The sequence below is a fragment of the Pseudoalteromonas sp. L1 genome (genome assembly GCF_021728095.1).
Taxonomy (GTDB): Bacteria; Pseudomonadota; Gammaproteobacteria; order Enterobacterales; family Alteromonadaceae; genus Pseudoalteromonas.
Window position 1 is genome coordinate 813157 of the sequence record NZ_JAKKCT010000002.1, and the last position, 18519, is coordinate 831675.

The 18519-nt window shown below is 39.6% G+C and carries 13 protein-coding genes; 5 read left to right on the forward strand and 8 right to left on the reverse strand.

Going from position 1 to position 18519, the window contains the following annotated elements:
• Positions 1-174: 174 nt before the first annotated feature.
• A complete protein-coding gene (locus L3V38_RS09775) occupies positions 175-3327 on the forward strand; it encodes a DEAD/DEAH box helicase (RefSeq protein WP_237119282.1) in 3153 nt (1050 codons plus the stop codon).
• A 30-nt stretch (positions 3328-3357) separates the two neighbouring features.
• Positions 3358-4107, forward strand: a complete 750-nt coding sequence (locus L3V38_RS09780) for a hypothetical protein (RefSeq protein ID WP_237119283.1) — start codon at positions 3358-3360, stop codon at positions 4105-4107.
• Positions 4108-4520: 413 nt separating this feature from the next.
• On the opposite strand, the gene L3V38_RS09785 is transcribed toward L3V38_RS09780, so the two are convergent.
• The gene (locus tag L3V38_RS09785; protein ID WP_237119284.1) at positions 4521-5552 is read right to left on the reverse strand and encodes an HNH endonuclease; all 1032 of its coding nucleotides are present in this window, start codon (positions 5550-5552) and stop codon (positions 4521-4523) included.
• 307 nt (positions 5553-5859) lie between these two features.
• Positions 5860-6453 (reverse strand): class I SAM-dependent methyltransferase, encoded by a 594-nt coding sequence (locus L3V38_RS09790; RefSeq protein WP_237119285.1) that lies wholly within the window; start codon positions 6451-6453, stop codon positions 5860-5862.
• A 337-nt stretch (positions 6454-6790) separates the two neighbouring features.
• Here L3V38_RS09790 and L3V38_RS09795 point away from each other — a divergent pair, with 337 nt between their 5' ends.
• Together L3V38_RS09795 and L3V38_RS09800 are read left to right on the forward strand one after the other, a co-directional pair.
• A complete protein-coding gene (locus tag L3V38_RS09795) occupies positions 6791-7939 on the forward strand; it encodes a porin (RefSeq protein WP_130151967.1) in 1149 nt (382 codons plus the stop codon).
• Between the two features lie 12 nt (positions 7940-7951).
• Positions 7952-8359, forward strand: coding sequence for a phosphate ABC transporter substrate-binding protein (locus L3V38_RS09800; RefSeq protein WP_130151968.1), 408 nt, complete (start codon positions 7952-7954; stop codon positions 8357-8359).
• Between the two features lie 88 nt (positions 8360-8447).
• Here the strand turns inward: L3V38_RS09800 and L3V38_RS09805 are convergent, their stop codons facing one another.
• From L3V38_RS09805 to L3V38_RS09820, 4 genes are all read right to left on the reverse strand, one after another.
• Positions 8448-10073 (reverse strand): methyl-accepting chemotaxis protein, encoded by a 1626-nt coding sequence (locus L3V38_RS09805; RefSeq protein WP_237119286.1) that lies wholly within the window; start codon positions 10071-10073, stop codon positions 8448-8450.
• Between the two features lie 292 nt (positions 10074-10365).
• Positions 10366-10863, reverse strand: a complete 498-nt coding sequence (locus L3V38_RS09810) for a DUF417 family protein (RefSeq protein ID WP_130151970.1) — start codon at positions 10861-10863, stop codon at positions 10366-10368.
• Between the two features lie 60 nt (positions 10864-10923).
• Entirely contained in the window at positions 10924-11460 is a 537-nt protein-coding gene (locus L3V38_RS09815; protein ID WP_130151971.1) for a peroxidase-related enzyme, read from the reverse strand.
• Positions 11461-11548: 88 nt separating this feature from the next.
• Entirely contained in the window at positions 11549-12109 is a 561-nt protein-coding gene (locus tag L3V38_RS09820) for a TetR/AcrR family transcriptional regulator (RefSeq protein ID WP_237119287.1), read from the reverse strand.
• 455 nt (positions 12110-12564) lie between these two features.
• On the opposite strand from L3V38_RS09820, the gene L3V38_RS09825 reads away from it, so the two are divergent.
• Positions 12565-14160, forward strand: coding sequence for an ABC-F family ATPase (locus tag L3V38_RS09825; RefSeq protein WP_267136336.1), 1596 nt, complete (start codon positions 12565-12567; stop codon positions 14158-14160).
• A gap of 67 nt (positions 14161-14227) precedes the next feature.
• Here the strand turns inward: L3V38_RS09825 and katG are convergent, their stop codons facing one another.
• On the reverse strand, positions 14228-16405 hold the full coding sequence (gene katG, locus L3V38_RS09830) for a catalase/peroxidase HPI (RefSeq protein ID WP_237119288.1): 2178 nt from the start codon (positions 16403-16405) through the stop codon (positions 14228-14230).
• 582 nt (positions 16406-16987) lie between these two features.
• Positions 16988-18361: a GAF domain-containing sensor histidine kinase gene (locus L3V38_RS09835; RefSeq protein WP_237119289.1), complete on the reverse strand. Its 1374-nt coding sequence runs from the start codon at positions 18359-18361 to the stop codon at positions 16988-16990.
• Positions 18362-18519: the final 158 nt, after the last annotated feature.

The following is an 18519-nucleotide window of genomic DNA, read 5'->3' on the forward strand; positions in this document are numbered from 1 at the left end:
TGGAATTTGTCGGGAACAAAATTCCGCTACGCTGTTAATTACTCATAATTAATTCAATTTCGGGTATGAACACGGGGTGTAACCGTAACTAAAGCCTGCAAATTACCAATCAAGTTATTGTTTGTTTTCATTATTTATTTTAGTAAACTGACTGTTCGAAAACAGGGAGTCGTTATGGAACAGGTTGGTATTTACGAGCAGCTGATTACGCAAGTAATCGAGCAACACCTAGATCGTGAACAGTTTTATGTCGGAGAACGCCAACTTGAATCAGCAGAAGCTGCCACTTGGCTGTCTCGATTTTTAGGTAAGTTAATTGCTCACGCGATTGATGCTATACCTAGTTCAAATAATCGCTTACAAGAGCAAATCAATCTAGCAAATAACTTAGTTTTTTGGCTTAAAGATCATATTCGAGATGATGAACTAATAAGTGAAAACCTAATAGATAGCCAAGGCAAAATCCTCACTGCACTATTCAATACTGAAAACCCAATTGCAGCAAACCTCAAAGACTACGCCAAAGATATATTTCCATTAACAGGGCTTACCCAAAGCGAATTATTTAGTGGCGCGAATGCAGGTATATCGCTCGAGACAGAATTAAAGCGTGAGATAAAATCGGCCGACACTATTTACTGGTTAGTTTCATTTATAAAGTGGACAGGGCTAAGAATATTTAAAAATGAACTTGAAGCCTTTACCAAAAGTGGTAAAAAACTAAAAGTTATCACCACCTCTTACATGGGGGCAACAGATGCTAAAGCGGTTGAATTTTTGGCAAGCCTACCAAACACTGAAGTAAAACTAAGCTATAACAATCAGCAAGAACGTTTACACGCAAAATCTTACTTATTTATGCGTAACACCGGTTTTCATACTGGCTATATTGGTTCGTCTAACTTATCGCATTCGGCACTCACCAGCGGCCTTGAATGGAATTTAAAAATTACAGCGCAAGAAATTCCGCATATTATCGCTAAAACCAAAAGCACCTTTGAAACCTACTGGCAATCACCAGACTTTGAACTGTTTAGTGGTAAAGTTGAATGTAAAGAAAAGCTAATAAACTCACTGAATGAACAGCGTGGTAAAGGACAAGCAAGTAACCAGTTCTATTTTGATTTAACCCCTAAAACTCATCAATTAGCTATTTTAGAAAAACTAAGTGTTGAACGAAGCGTTCACAATCGCTTTAAAAACTTAGTAGTGGCAGCAACAGGCACAGGTAAAACAATCATATCTGCATTTGATTTTAAAACCGTGTACGACAAAAAACCAAATGCCAACTTTTTATTTGTTGCTCACCGAGAAGAAATCCTCACTCAAGCACAAAGCGCATATCGTGGAGTGCTAAAAAATAATGATTTTGGCGAGCTTTGGGTTGGCAACTACAAACCTCAAAGATACAACCAATTATTTGTCTCAATTCAAACCCTTAACAACCAAATCGACAACATAAAATTGAGTGCTGATTTTTATGATTATATTGTTATTGATGAAGTGCATCACGTAAGTGCTAACAGTTACCGTGGCATTCTTAATTACTTCAAGCCAAACATTTTATTAGGGTTAACGGCCACACCTGAAAGGCAAGATGGGGCAAATATATTAGAAGATTTCTGTGGTGTTATTGCCGCAGAGATCCGCTTACCAGAAGCCATAAATCAGCGCCATTTATGCCCGTTCCAATACTTTGGCCTTGATGACGATACAGATTTAAGCACGGTAACGTGGCGAGGTGGTCGTTACGATATTAGCGAATTAAGTAACCTCTACACAGGCGAGAATAACCGCGCGAATAGAATCATATCGAGTCTCAACGACATCGTTACAAATATTAACGCTATTAAGGCATTAGCATTCTGTGTAAGCCAAGATCATGCTGAGTTTATGGCCAGTAAGTTTATCCTTGCAGGTATAAGTGCAGACGTACTTACCAGTAAAAATACTAGTGAACGAAAACACAAACAGCAGGCGCTTAGACGAGGTGAAATACACATACTCTGCGTCGTTGATATTTTTAACGAAGGGGTCGATATTCCAGAAGTAGATACCCTGCTCTTTTTGCGTCCAACCGAGAGCCTAACGCTATTTTTACAGCAATTAGGCCGTGGGCTACGTTTACCCGACAACAGTCAAAAGCAATGTTGTACCGTACTCGACTTTGTTGGTAACGCTCGCCCCGAATACGACTTTGCCAATAAGTTTCGCGCACTCATTGGAAAAAGTAACCAGCCAATAAAAACCGAAATAGAAAATAACTTTCCGCACTTGCCGCTGGGCTGTCGTATAGAGCTACAAGAACGCACGCAAAAAACTATTTTACGTAATATACAACAAGCAACAAACAGCAAACGCCGTTTGCAACAGCTTATAAACAGTTATTCTCATCATACAAGCGACGAGTTAACACTAAGTAACTTTTTACGTATAAACCCACAAGTCACACTAGAAGATATTTATAAACCGAAAGATACAAGGCATGGCGGTTGGCATTGGTTAAAAGACGATGATATTCCAGCAGATCAAGTTGATATATATAGTGCCTATTACAGAGCTATAAATACGCAATTACTTAGCTGTGATTCACTGAGCTATTTGTGCTTTTTACGCGATTTATGTAACAGCGACTTTAGCATTGAGATAACACCTCAAAATCAACAGTATTCACTCATGGCTCATTACAATTTTTGGGATAACACTGGCACAAGTCTAGGGTTTAAATCCCTTAAGCAAAGCTTACAAGCACTAAAAAACCCGTTATTACAACAAGAGTTATCAGAAGTGATTGTGCTTTTAATAAATCGTATTCAGCAACAAGAAAGTGACTTAGCGTGCTTACCAAACCATGCAATAAAATTGCACAGCCGCTACACTCGCCAACAAATATTAGCGGCGTTCGGCGCGCATACGTTTGATAAAAAATCGACCGCTCGCGAAGGTGTATTAGAGTTCAAAGAACAAAATTTAGAGCTACTATTCGTCACGCTCAATAAATGCGAAAAAACCTACTCACCAACAACGCTGTATCACGACTATGCAATCAGCCCAACCTTGTTTCATTGGCAAACGCAAAACAGCGCCCGACCAGAACATGGCCGCGGCCTAAGCTACATTCAGCACCAACAAACAGGCAAAACCATCTTGCTGTTTGTGCGTGAACAAAGCAAAGATGAAAACGGCCGAACCATGGGATTTGTGAACTATGGCGAGGTTAAATATCAAAGCCACAGCGGCAGCCAGCCTATGAACATAACATGGGAATTAGTAAGCCCCATGCCAAACGAAATGTGGCATGAGGCTGGAAAATTGGCGGTTGGGTGATTAGTAATAAGTTTTATATAGGAATTATAAATGGAAGCTTTTTTACAAGACACTAAAATCATCTCAGCTCTAATTACAGCTACTGTAGCTCTCATAATAGCATTAACAGGCGCTGTTGCTTTCTTTTATAGATCTCGCAGAGATAGTAAAAGAAATGCAAAAAAAGTCTTATTCCATTTGCTTGAGGTTCGCCACGCAATTAAGCTAAAAACTTTACCCATCGATGAAGTCGCTAAAGAGTATTATGAATATGCAGCCAAAAAACTTAATTCATTTACTCCTACAGAAGAAAATATCTCATCAGAGAACCCTGTACTTAAACTTATTGAGTGCAAATTCAAAGAGCAACTAGCCTCTATAGAGGAAAACCTTTCTGAGAGCGTAATACCAGCTCTTAATGAAAAATTAGCTGACTTGGCTGAAGACAACCCTATTTTAGCTTTTAAAATTAGAGGTCGAGACAATTTTCTCAAACTATTTGAAACTTCAAAAGCTCAAATAGCCACCCTTAACATACCCAATATGGGCCCACAACCTGATACTAAAAAAGATTTACTAAAGCGTGTAAAAAGAATAATGCTAATACGCGTAGCAAAAGAAAGTAACGAGTATATTGACGATGCAATCGAAAAAATAGCTAAGTATTGTGGACGAAGTCAGTTAAGAAAATGGCGCAGATTAAAACAGGAAACGGCTTTCACTCACGGATTTGATTTTACCCAATTAGATGATTTATTTGAAAGCTGTCTTGCTGCTATTGATTTAGAAGAAGTGTATTAGATGTATGATCTTCCCTTCAATACAGATATACAATTTATGAGACAGCTCTCATCTTCATCCATAAACACCAATCTACCAGCACACTCCAACTCCCCTTGATCACACCTGAAACTAAGTTAATGATGAGTAATTTACAGCATGGCGGAATTTTGTTCCCGACAAATTCCAAGTACCTAAACCCCTTTAGGCAATGTTGTACATCAAGTGTGCTCCTCGGCAGCTTCTCTTTGGTTGCCATCGCCAACGCGATGAAACCTCGAATAGAGGTTTTTAATCCCTTCTCAACTCCTAAAAACACACAAAAATACGTGCCTTAAAACCTGTTATCAAAAAACAAAGCACGATATAAAATCGAGCCTACGCGATATACCTTGGTTTATCTTCTGCCACTTAACCAAGCTCATTTTTGGCTATTAATAAACAGCACTTTCTGCAAACTCAAAACTATTTATGCCTACCCACAATTTAGCGCTGTTTGCTTGTGCCACCTGGTAGGCCCAGTCGCTCACTGAGCGTGATTTGTCGGCATCACAATTAAAATAATCGCTCAACTCACGAGTTATATGCTGGTTATTTATAACGAGGTTTTTTTCTTGCCAGCGCTCGCGGTGCTCTTGTGCAGCTAAAAAGTCGCGTTTGCTGTTATTGCATTTACTATGAGCTGCCACAAAGTTGTGGCCTAAATCATTGGCGTAACGCGTAAACGGAATAAAGTGGTCAACCTCGGTTTTGCTGTTTAATGCCTTTTGACAATAAAAGCACTGCCCTTTTTGTAGTTCTATTAATACAGGTTTTGCTTTATTGAGTGCATTGCGATCAAAGCCAAATAAAAAGTCATGAAGTTGGCTTTGCGGGCCAATTAGCGCTTGGTTGTATTTAATGCTTTGAATTTTTTGTAGCCATGCATTTTTGGCTAGATACACAACTAAGTCGTAAAAGCGTCTAAAGCAACTAGCAATACCTGCATTTAAGGTAATGTATTGCTGGCCTTTAACATGAGGGTATAAAAAACACTCTTCCTTACCATTTAGCTTTTGTAATAACCATAACGGTCCTTCTTTAATGGTTTTTAACGTTGTTTTACGTATGTTTTCCCAATCACTGCACTTTTTTAATTGGCTAACTGAGTTAATGTTTCTTAATTTTGCATCATGCAGTGTGGTGATGATTTTGGCTTGTTTTTTGGAATTAGTGTTTTGTAAAAGCAACAGGTCTCTATTATTACCAATAGCAGCAAAAGGGGATGCTTGGTGCCAATATAAGGTAATAAACTTTTCGACTAATTCGTCAAAGGTTATTTGTAATTGGGCATTCGGATCTATTTGCTGTTTTTCAATGCTGATATCAGCAAGCGCATGTAACAAAGCAAACTTATAAGTGGCACTAAAATCCCCTTCCACCAGCATGCGCTGGATATAAGCGATAAAGTCGAGCTGTTGCTGCATAGCCATCTCTAAACTATGCCTTTAAAAAATTGATGAAGGCTACTTTTAAGCGCATAACTAAATCCTGTTACTGCGGCTTAAAACTAAAAACCGCTCCATGGTTTTAAATCAATACTTATTCACTAGATGTTAAGCTAGCGTTAAGCTTTCAAACAATCTAGCATAAGTAGTGATGAAAAATATAGACTTTTTCAGTAAGCGGGGTAATAAATCTAATTTTTAAGGAGGGATTTTATAGTTAAAATGCGGTACTTAAGGGAGTGTACCACATTATTTTTAATAATTGACTATAAGACTAAAAGATTACTTAAATAGTTCTTCTATGCAAAATAGCATTCAGCCAGATCTCTGACGCTCGCTCGGGCCGTTGGTCGGCGCTTTGCCACGATTTTAAAATAAACAGGTTGGTGTTTTTAATAATGTTCTCAAGCGTTTGCTCGTTTAGGTCGGTAAATTCGCGACCATTATGTTCGCGCTCGCCGTCACCGTATTTAAACGATACATACACAATTCCTTGTGGCTTGAGTGCGCGGGCAAGGTTGTTAAATGCTTCGGTTAAGTCATTTTTTGCGACATGAATTAAGCTTGCGCAGCACCAAATACCATCGTATTTATCAACATCATCGAGTGCTTGAAAACTGCTCACAGCCACTTTTTGATCTAGGTATTCTGAGGCGAGTTTGGCAATTTCAGGGCTTATATCAAACGCATCAACATTAAAGCCACGCTCTTTAAAAATGAAGGCGTCGCGCCCTGAGCCACAACCAGCATCTAACAACGAGCCATTTTTAGGGATTAGCGGTAAAAATTCATCGTAAAGTTCTGTTAAGTCTACATCGAGCGTGGCATCTACAAATGCTTGTGCGTTCTGGTTGTAGTAATCGATTGTTTTGGTTGCCATTTTATATCCTTTATTGCGGCAGCGGTGTTTGCGTTAAAAATATCATTAAAAGGTGAGGATCATAAATAAATTTAGCAGATGTAGTGAGTATATAAATAAGTATTTATATGTAGAGCACCATTTAAATTCTATAAAACTATAAATACAACCTTCTACTGACTTTTTAACTACCACCTCAATTTATAATATTAAAACACTTTAAAGATTATTAATTAAAACAACAATTTTTTATTGCTCTGGTAACAATTTTCTCATACCTTATGTCGCCCATTTCGCAACTTACTACTATAATATTAAGCGAAATCAACATTTTCATACTAAATATTAGGGATACACAATGAAAAAACTTCCTATTGCATTAGCTCTATGTGCTGCTTTTGTGTCTGCAAACACGCTAGCAGAGGTTCGCATAAATGGCTTTGCTTCAATAGTTGGTGGTAAAACTCTTGATGACGACAACGCGACACTGTACGGCTACGATGATGACATTTCGTTCAAAAACGAAAGTATGTTCGCATTACAGCTGTCTGCTGATTTACAAGAAAAACTAAGTGCAACAGCGCAAATTGTTGCTCGTGGCAGTGATGATTTTGATGCTGAGTTTGAATGGGCTTATCTAACCTATGAGTTTACAGATGAGCTACAAGTTAGTGCAGGTAAAATGCGCGTGCCTTTTTATCGCTACTCTGACTTTTTAGATGTGGGCTACACGTATCGTTGGGTTCGTCCACCACAATCGGTATATAACTTACCATTTTCGACTTATGAAGGTTTAAGCCTTCTTCATAATACGCAGCTGGGCGACTGGGATTCTACAGTACAGGTTATCTATGGAAGCTTTGACGACAAAATTGCGGTGGTTTCTGTAAATGGTGATACCGAACTTAATGATATTGCAGGTATTAACTGGACGCTATCTTACGACTGGTTTAGTGCCCGCGCTGCTTATTTTGTAGCAGAAACGTCAATCGCGATTGAAAACGATACTGATGCTGGTATTGCACTAAATGGCTTAGAGCAAACATTGCGTAATGCAGGTTTTGTTGATCAGGCTGATGATATTGCTGTTAACGAAGATGATGGCTCTTTCTTAGCGCTTGGTTTTTCAATTGATTACAACGACATTTTATTTGATGCCGAATACACTGAGTTTGAAGTTGATAACAGTGCGCTTGCTAAGCAAACACAGTATTACACGTCAGTGGGCTACCGTATGGATGAGTGGACTGTTCACTTAACTTACGAAAATAACGATGATAAGCACGATAGTAGTCGTTACAACGCTCTTCCTGCTGTACCCGCTTTAAACGCCGGTATTAATCAAGTATTGGAAAGCGGTAAAGCTAAAAGTAATGTTTACACTATTGGTACTCGTTATGACTTCCACCCTTCAGCAGCTTTAAAAGTGGACTTTAGCCGCTTTAAAGATGACATCACTGATACAGACACTGATGTTGTTGCTGTTGCTGTAGACTTAGTTTTTTAATTGGAGCGCATAATGAAAAAATTACTTTTAGCTACAGCGGTAGCGCTTTTATCAAGCACCGCTTTTGCTGATGTTGCTGTGATTGTTAACCCTGCGAATGGCAATGCAATTGATGAAGGCACAATTAAAAAAATCTACCTAGGTAAAGCAAAGTCATTTGATGATGGCACTAAAGTAAACCCTGTAAACCAAGACGGCAACAGTGTTAGCGATGAATTTAACGACAAAGTAGTCGGTAAATCGAGCAGCCAGCTTAATGCTTATTGGTCAAAGTTAGTATTTACAGGCAAAGGCACGCCGCCAGAAAAACTTGCTAATGACCAAGCTGTTATCGATTTTGTATCAGCAAATGGTGATGCTATTGGTTATATTGATGCATCAAAAGTAACTGATAAAGTGAAGGTTGTTGCAACGTTCTAATTGCGTTTCAATAAAAAGAGCCACCTTCTAAAAGGTGGCTCTTTATGAGTCTACTAAAGCTGGCGTTGCCAGCTTTTTATATGTAATTTTATTCGACCTTAAATTTAGCCGTAGCATCTAGTAGTGAGTCCGAGAGGTAATGCAGGTTCTTCGCAACATCTCTTACCTCAGACAACGAATTCATTGTCTCTTCAAATGACATATGCATATTAGAAACATTATCAACCACCATACTCGCGACCGATGTTTGCTCTTCAGTAGCCGCTGCAATTTGTGAGTTCATACCATTTATTTCTAGAATTTGCTCTGCAATTTTTTCAATTGAGAGGCCTGTATTTTCAGCTGCTTGTGCGTTGTTTGTAGCCATATCTCTGGCTGATGTCATAGCATTAACAGACTCGTTTGCTGCCGTTGTTAATGTTGTAAGCAGCTCTCTAATTTCGTTGGTAGAGTCCGATGTTCTTGATGCTAGTTCTCTTACTTCATCTGCAACAACGGCAAAACCTCGTCCTTGCTCACCCGCTCTTGCAGCTTCAATCGCCGCGTTAAGTGCCAATAGATTAGTTTGCTCAGCTATCGAGGTAATAACGTTTAAAATCTGCGTCACATTTTTTGTGTCATCAGCGAGTCGGTTAATGGTCGTTGCAGCTTGATTAATTTCATTGCTCAAAGTGCGTGACTCTTGCACTGAACGCTGTATTTGAGTGCGGCTTTGCTCTACCTCTTGCTCAGCAGTTTGTGCTGCATGTGACGCACTGGCCGCCGATTGTGAAATGTCAGCAACGCTTTGACGCATCTCTTCCATTGAGTGTTTTACCACTTCTGCATCTGTTGTTTGCTTGGTTGTTGCTTTTTCTGCACGCTCCATACCTTGCACTAAGCGTGTTGAGTTTTCCATTAACGGCTCACACACAGACATCACATCCAGCACCGCGGCTTTTAATAGCTTAATAAAGGCATTAAAGTTAATAGACACTTGGCCAATTTCATCCTTTGCATGAACTGCAAGTTGTGTGCTTAACGAGCCTTTACCATCTGCAAGCAAGCCTAAATTATTTGCCGCTGCACTGGCTGACGAGCCAATTCCACGGGCAATCCAAATAGAGGTAATTACTAATAAAAAGAGTGAAATAACTGACACCACAAGCATTAACTGCAACGCATTATCTGAGCGTGCTTTAGTCGCCTGAACAAGTTCAAAAAAACGGTCATCTGCGCGTGTTTGAGCACGCTTAAAACCTTCAAGTACAGCCTCATAGAGTTGTGTTTTTTGCTGGGCTTGCTGCTGAATTTTACTAAAATCAGCGGTACCTGAGATCATTGAGCTTGCGATCGTGGAAGAAATATTAGCGTACTGTTTTAGCTTTTCTTTTGTATCATCATGAACATACGTATCGTTAATGGCAATAATATTTTTTAAATTTTCATTAATTGTTTTATAGGTTTGTGCTGCACTTTCAACTAAGTCTGGCTCACCAAATGTCACTGCTTGTGTGTAGAGTTCGTCTAATTTTTCAAGTAAACCAACATTTGATGACGTTAACTTTACTACTTCGTATGAAGACTTTTCTAACTCATCAAGTGAGGCTCTGTTGTCATTCATTGCGATGTAGTTTACTAACACAATAATGACAAATGCTGCCACTGCTATACATGTAATCGCGTGTATTTTTTTAGTAATACTTAAGTTTTTAAAAGAAATACCTGCCGCCATTGAATTCACCTTTGCTGTCTTGTTATACGTATTATCGCCCGATTTATAAAAACTGTTAACTATATTTATATATTTTCAGGGTTTTTTGTTAGCAACTGGGAAACAGTTTTAATCAAAAATACGTTTAACTTGAATGTAAACTCAGTATAGCAGTAACTTTTAGCTCGCAGCTTTTTGATTACAAAATCAATCCTTTTTTATCAAATTGACTTTATGTTTTAAAATAAGGGAGGAGTGCTTTATTAGTGAGCAAAATGAAAAAAGGCCCTTTCGGGCCCCAACGTGGAGAGGGTTATTCATCGCCTTGGTTTGTAGCGATAATTTTCAGACTATTTCCAGCAATAAATAAAGATGCTGCAAACAAACCGATATCTTTCAGCAGAAACTCACCAACAAAACTTAGCACAGGGAAACCTGCTTCCGTTGTAATGCCGGATAGAAATACCATCATACTAATTGTTACAACAAATAACGCCATTGATAACAGACCACCAACCACTGATAAAGCAGGATTGACGAAACGTCCAAAAAATAGCAAACCAATGATGATTTCAAGCGTTCCTAAAAAATTCACCAAACCTTGTTTCGAGAAAATGACATACATCCAAGAAACGAGAGGGTTGTTGGCGATCATGCCGTACATGCCTTCAGCCTGTCCTTGCGTAAATTTAATTCCACCAAACCAAATATAAATAATACCTAAGGTAATATATAAAAGTGGTAAACCAGCATTCTCTAGTTTGCTTGCAATTCGTTGTGCTGTTTGTTGCTGTGTTGTAGTTAAGTTCATGAGTTTCTCCTGTGGCTATAGCCGTTTTTGTTTAAAGGCTTTTAGCCTCACTTAGGGTAATTAGGTTAATTCAACTTGTGGAAAGTCAATTTCAATATCAAATGCTTCGTTAAAGTAGTTTGTGAAGCTATTTAGGGCGATATGACCAATCACTTCAACAAGCTGTTCATCGCTAAAGCCAGCACTTTTTACACGCTGTAATTGCTCTTGCGACACACTACCGCGTGATTCAATCACTTGCTTTGCAAAACTCAGTAACACATTTGTTTGATCATCTGCTGAAGTCGCTTTTAAATTAGCTTTAATTTCATCGGCTGACAGGCCTAGCTTGTCGCTAATATATGAATGAGCAGAAGCACAGTAGCGACAACCATTAGTACCTGCGATTGCTAACGCTAACTGCTCTGAGTGCAATTGTGTTAAAGAGCCTTTATCTAAAGCCGCTTTAAAATTTAAAAAACCTTGTAACGCTGCGGGTGAATTAGCGAGCGCACCAAATAAATTAAGCTCTGCACCCATTGCCTGCTTAAGGTCACTTAGCTGGGTTTGCGCTTGGCCGCTCGTGGTGTTTACTGTCAATGTTGTAATGCGTTGCATAGTAATGCTCCTCGTACAATTTAATTACCTACTAGTAGGTAGGTTTGTTGGGTAAATTTTTTAGAAACAGAATTTATGACCCAAACGATCATAAACTCAGTGTTTCTAAACATGCATCACAAGTTTGTATGAATAAACCTTGATGATGCTCACTTCTGTTTAACATTAGTGCGCCTTTAATCGCGCAACATATTATTACAGCTTGCTGATAAGCTGACGTTTTAAAACTAAACTCATTGCTTTCAAGGCCAGCTCGTAAAATAGAGCTAAGTATCTGTAATTCAAGATCAGCCATTTTCGTCACTTGCTTTTGCAGTGGCTCTGCCATTAAACGTAAATCTGTTTGCATGGCATATATTCCGCACATTTGCTTTTCACTGGCACAGCTTTGAAAAACATCAAAATAACCTTTTAAACGCTCTTTAGCTGAAGGCAATGTTTTTAAATGTGACTCAAGTTGCTGAAGCTGCTCACATTTAAGTTGGCAGAATGCAATACCTAAATCAGCTTTTGTTGCAAAATGATGGTGGATACTCGCTTTACGAATATCGAGCTCTTTTGCAAGATCAGCATAACTAAAACCATGAAAGCCATTACTCTGAATAAGCTTATCTGCAAGTTGCAGAATATTTGTATATGTCGTGTTCATGGCAGTCATCTTACCTACCAGTTGGTAGGTAAGCAAGTTATTTTTTAAACATTTGATCAAAAAGATCCTCAAACTAAATATAGTCTATTAAAAATCATATAGTTAATAGTTTTAAAAATATTGAATAGGTAAACGTATTTTTTGTAAAGATAGGTAGCAACGGCTTTATGCCGCAAAATGGCAAATTACAACGCGATATAAAATCGCGACTACGGGTTGTTATGCAAAACATGTTTCACACCAGCAAGTAGCAGCGGCTTGATGCCGCGACATAACAAATCGCAACGCGATGCAAATTGCCCCCAAGGCTGTACTGTATCCAACTTTATCTTCTTTTTAATGGCGTTCTGAAAGGCTGATCTGTATAATCCGCGGCCTATTATTTACCCTATTGCTTGTTTATTTTCGCAGTTGCTGCGCCCATAACCTGTCAGTCTTTTTCTAGGAATAATTCGTTGATTTCAACCGCTAATATCACCATGCAGTTTGGCGCAGAGCCTTTATTTGAAAATATATCAGCCAAGTTTGGTAACGGTAATCGCTATGGTTTAATTGGCGCTAATGGCTGCGGCAAATCAACCTTTATGAAAATCTTAAGTGGTGCGCTTGTACCTACCGCTGGCAATGTATCGATTGCGCCTGGTTTAAAGCTAGGTACCCTTAGCCAAGATCAATTTGCTTTTGAGCAATACTCTGTAGTTGATGCGGTGATCATGGGTGATGCTGAGCTTTGGAAAGTTAAACAAGAACGTGACCGTATTTACTCATTACCTGAAATGAGTGAAGAAGATGGTATGAAAGTCGCTGAGCTTGAAAGCATTTTTGCTGAAATGGATGGCTACACAGCCGAAAGCCGCGCTGAAGAAATTTTGCTTCAAGCAGGTATTGAACAAGCGTTTCATTACGGCTTAATGGCGAACGTTGCACCAGGTTGGAAACTGCGAGTGTTATTAGCACAAGCACTCTTCGCGAATCCTGATATTTTACTTTTAGATGAGCCAACCAATAACCTTGATATTCACACTATTACGTGGCTTGCGAATGAGCTAAATCAACGTAAATGTACAATGATTATTATCTCGCACGACCGCCACTTCTTAAATTCGGTATGTACTCACATGGCCGATATTGATTACGGCGAGCTAAGAATCTACCCTGGTAACTACGAAAAGTGGATCGAAGCTTCAAGCTTACAACGTGAGCAACTGCTTGCTGAAAACGCAAAAAAGAGCGCAGAAATAGATGAGTTACAGGAGTTTGTAAATCGTTTTGGCGCAAATGCTTCAAAAGCAAAACTGGCCAGTTCTCGTGCTAAACGTATGGATAAAATTAAGCTTGATGAAGTAAAAGCATCCAGCCGTATTAGCCCATCACTTCGTTTTGACGAAGGCAAAAAAATGTATCGCCAAGCATTAGAGCTCACTAAGTTAGGTCATGGCTTTGATGGTGAAACCTTATTTAGCGGCGGTGACTTATTACTGGAAGCCGGTGCTAAGCTTGCCGTTATTGGTGAAAATGGCGTAGGGAAAACCACTTTTTTACGCTGCCTTGTTAATGAATTACAAAGCAACGAAGGCGTGGTGAAGTGGTCTGAAAATGCAAGCATCGGTTATTGTCCTCAAGATAGTAGTAAAGAATTTGATAACGATCTCACGCTGTTTGATTGGATGTCACAATGGCGCACCGCTAAGCATAATGATTTAATGGTTCGCGCTATGTTGGGTCGATTATTATTTACCGCCGACGATGCCAATAAAAAAGCGCGTAATTGCTCAGGTGGTGAAAAGAACCGCTTGTTGTTTGGTAAGTTAATGATGCAAGACATCAATGTATTGATTATGGACGAACCGACTAATCACATGGATATGGAAGCCATTGAAGCACTTAATAATGCATTAAAAGATTATCAAGGTACGTTGATCTTTGTCAGTCATGACCGTGAATTTGTCTCATCATTGGCAACACGCATCATCGATATTAAGGATAAACAGGTCATCGATTTTCAAGGTACATTTGACGAGTATATGGATCATCTGGCCCAGCAAGCATAGTGCACTCAGGCACCATAAAAAAAGGCTACAGAGTTCTGTAGCCTTTTGGGTGTAACATCATATCAAATTAAATATCAAAGCGGTCGGCGTTCATCACTTTAACCCACGCATCGACAAAGTCTTGTACAAAACGCTCTTTGTTGTCGTCTTGTGCGTAAAACTCTGCGTATGAACGCAAGATTGAGTTTGAACCAAACACTAAATCAACACGTGTCGCTGTCCACTTGGTAACCCCAGTGCTGCGCTCAACAATATCGTAGAAACCTTTGCTTATTGGCTTCCACGTGTAAGCCATATCGGTTAGATTTACGAAAAAGTCGGTGCTTAATGTACCCACGTTATCAGTAAACACACCGTGTAACGTACCATCATAGTTAGTACCCAACACACGCATACCACCAACGAGTGCCGTCATCTCTGGCGCTGTTAAGCCCATTAATTGTGTACGCTCTAGCATTAGCTCTTCAGCAGAAACTGCGTAGTCTTTTTTCTGCCAGTTACGGAAACCGTCATGAATTGGTTCAAGCACATCGAACGAATCAGCATCTGTCATATCATCCGTTGCATCACCACGACCAGGCGCAAATGGCACGGTTATATCAACGCCTGCTGCTTTTGCTGCTTGTTCAACCGCTGCAGAACCACCAAGTACAATTAAATCAGCTAGGCTTACAGGTTTACTTAAACCCGCTTGTACTGATTCAAGTGCGCTTAATACTTTAGCTAAACGCTCAGGCTCGTTACCTTGCCAATCTTTTTGCGGTGCTAGGCGAATGCGCGCACCATTTGCACCACCACGGTGATCTGAGCCACGGTAAGTACGTGCGCTATCCCATGCAGTTGTAATAAGGTCTGCTTGGCTTACACCACAGTTAAGTAGCTTGGTTTTAAGCTCGCTAATTTCGCTGTCTGATAATGTGTAATCAACCGCAGGGATCGGATCTTGCCAAATTAGATCTTCGCTTGGTACATCTGCACCTAAGTAACGCGATTTTGGACCTAAGTCACGGTGTGTCAGTTTAAACCATGCACGCGCAAACACATCACTAAAGTATTCAAAGTCATCGTTAAAACGCTCGATAATCTTACGGTAGGTTGGGTCCATTTTCATCGCCATATCGGCGTCGGTCATAATTGGGTTTAGACGAATTGATGGATCTTCCACATCAACTGGCTTGTCTTCTTCTTTAATATCGATTGGTTCCCATTGCCATGCACCAGCAGGGCTCTTCTTAAGCTCCCACTCGTAGTTAAGCAGCAAGTAGCAATAACCGTTATCCCATTTCGTTGGGTGAGTTGTCCACGCACCTTCGATACCCGATGTCATCGTATCACGACCAATACCGCGTGAATTATGGTTGTTCCAACCTAGGCCCTGCTCAAACACATCTGCCGCTTCTGGCTCAGGGCCAACGTTTGCTTCGCTGCCGTTACCATGCGTTTTACCTACGGTATGACCACCGACTGTTAATGCCGCTGTCTCTTCGTCATCCATTGCCATACGGGCAAATGTTTCGCGAACTTGCTCCGCCGTTTTAAGCGGATCAGGGTTACCATTCACCCCTTCAGGGTTTACGTAAATTAAGCCCATTTGTACCGCAGCAAGCGGATTTTCCATCGTGTCGGGTTTTTCTACATTGGTGTAGCGTTCATCACTTGGTGCTAGCCATTCTTTTTCAGCGCCCCAGTAAACATCTTTTTCTGGATGCCAAATATCTTCACGGCCACCAGCAAAACCAAAGGTTTTTAAACCCATTGATTCGTAAGCCATATTACCAGCTAAAATCATTAAATCGGCCCAAGATAGCTTGTTACCGTATTTCTTTTTAATAGGCCAAAGTAAACGACGTGCTTTGTCTAGGTTAGCGTTATCAGGCCATGAATTTAAAGGCGCAAAACGTTGGTTACCTGTACCACCGCCGCCACGGCCATCTTCTAAACGGTATGAACCCGCTGAATGCCATGCCATACGGATCATTAAACCACCGTAATGACCCCAGTCAGCAGGCCACCACTGCTGGCTTTCAGTCATCAAATTTTTTAAGTCAGTTTTTACAGCTTCAAGATCGAGTGATTTAAATGCTTCAGCGTAGTTGAAGTCTTTACCGTAAGGGCTAGTTTTGCTGTCGTGTTGATGAAGAATGTCGAAATTAAGAGAATTTGGCCACCAATCTGTATTTGATTGTGCGGTGACAGTGTTACTACCATGCATAACTGGGCAGCCGCCCGTTTTTCCATTACTCATTGTATGCTCCTCAAAAGCTAAAGATATGACAGATATTTATGTATTAATACTGATACGTCTTTGTCATAAAAAAGGATTTCCTATTAATAATGAATCACTAATCACTTAGAATTTCCCGTTGCTTTAAACTATAGGGGCAGTGCAAAAATAAAGCTAGGCCTGTCTTTATTTTTAAATCGATTGTATTAATTGAAAAATCTGATTTGAGTTATTGGCAAAAGTCATACATTTTATAAGGGTATTCATTGACGGTGAGAAAATCATGAAAGCCATAAACCCGCAGGTTGCAAGACAACTAAGTATTAACTTTTTTATCGCTAATTTACCTTTATTAATGTTAACAGGAATGCTTGTTGCCTCAATTGTTGGGCTGGTGTTTCGAAGCCCAATTTTATTTTGGCTCACACTGATAATGACACCTCTGGCTATAAATCACTTATATTCAAGAAGAAAAATTAAGCAATTTTGCAAGACAAACTCATGCGATAATTTATCTTGTCTTGGCAAAGCTGTTGATTAAAAATTAATTTTATTACCCAGTCACCAGATTATTTAACCTGCATTTAGCTTAAATTTTGTTTATTAAGCTATATTAATAGGCAGTTTTAAGGTGACTGAGACACCTTGATTAGGCTGACTAGCGAGATTAATTTCGCCTTGCAGAGCTTGGGTTGCAAGGTTATACACTATCGACATTCCCAAACCGCTTCCACCTGTGCCACGCTTAGTGGTAAAAAATGGTTCAAATACTTTATGCATCACCTCATCAGTCATTCCACAGCCATTATCTTTATAGCAAAGTGTGTATATTCCCTTTTCATCATCTAGGTGAACGCTAATATCAATCACATTGTGTTCTTTCCCAATAAAACCGTGTACGCAACTATTATTCACTAAATTTAAAATGATTTGACTGAGTGCTCCTGGAACAGTTATTAGTGTAAGGTCATCTGCACAGTCAATATTAACAGTAACATTATGGCTGCGTGTTAGAGGCACTAAACTGTGAACGATATTCTCAAGGTAGGCTTTAATTTGAGTTTCTAATAAATTTAACGAGGATTGATCAACCGCAGTTTGCTTGAAATCACTGATCAGTTTTGCGGCACGCTCTAAGTTAGTAAATGAAATTTTTATGCATTCATTTAAATGGTTCATTCCTTCTAGCAACGCGTGCTTGGTTAACGTATTGGCACTTATGAGTTTATCAAGCTCAGTAAGTTTATCTTTTGCTGAACTATTTGCTGTAACAGCAATACCAATCGGTGTGTTTACCTCATGAGCAATACCTGCAACTAAATTACCCAAAGAAGCCATTTTTTCAGACTCGATAAGCTTTTCTTGCATTTCTGTAAGCTCATTTAGCGTTTTTTCAAGAGTGCGGGTTCGCTCTACCACACGGTGCTCTAAATGTAGGTTAGCCCTTTCTAACTCTGCATTTATTCGCTCATTCTCCTGTGCCGACAGCGCACGCCCATACAGATCTGCTAATGCGCCAATAAATGAACATTCATCTTCAGTCCACTCTCGTTCTCCCCCTATATGTTCACAGCAAAATATCCCTATCATTTTTCCTTTGTAGCGTATTGGCGCATCAAGCATGGCACCTATGTTTAAAGGGGTGAGGTAACTTTCACTAAATTCGTAAGTCGCAGGGTCGGTGTGAGCATTAACAGCGGTAATAGTCCGTTGCGTATCAAGGGCTTTAAAGTAATCAGGGTAGGCGTCTCTTGGAAGCACTAGCATTTGAATTTCTTTGCCATTTTCTCTATCAAGTAAAAGGCGACATTCGATAGCCGTATTTTCTTCATTCAGTAACCAAATACCCGCTCTGCCTATTTCTAGACCGTCTAACACTGCATTTAGAATTAAACGTTCAGCTAATTCAACGTTACCACTATCAAGATCTGAAGATATTGATACTCCATAGAGTAGTTGGACTAGTTGTTGGCGCATTACTCTCACCTTTTAGTTGTAAGACCCTTTAAGTCTAGACGAACAAAACTGATCTAGCATATTGAAAATAAATTTTTAGAAACTCTTTTAGTATTAAGTAGTTGTTCAGATACAAGTAGCTATATTACACCTAACTCCTGTTGATACCCCTTACAACT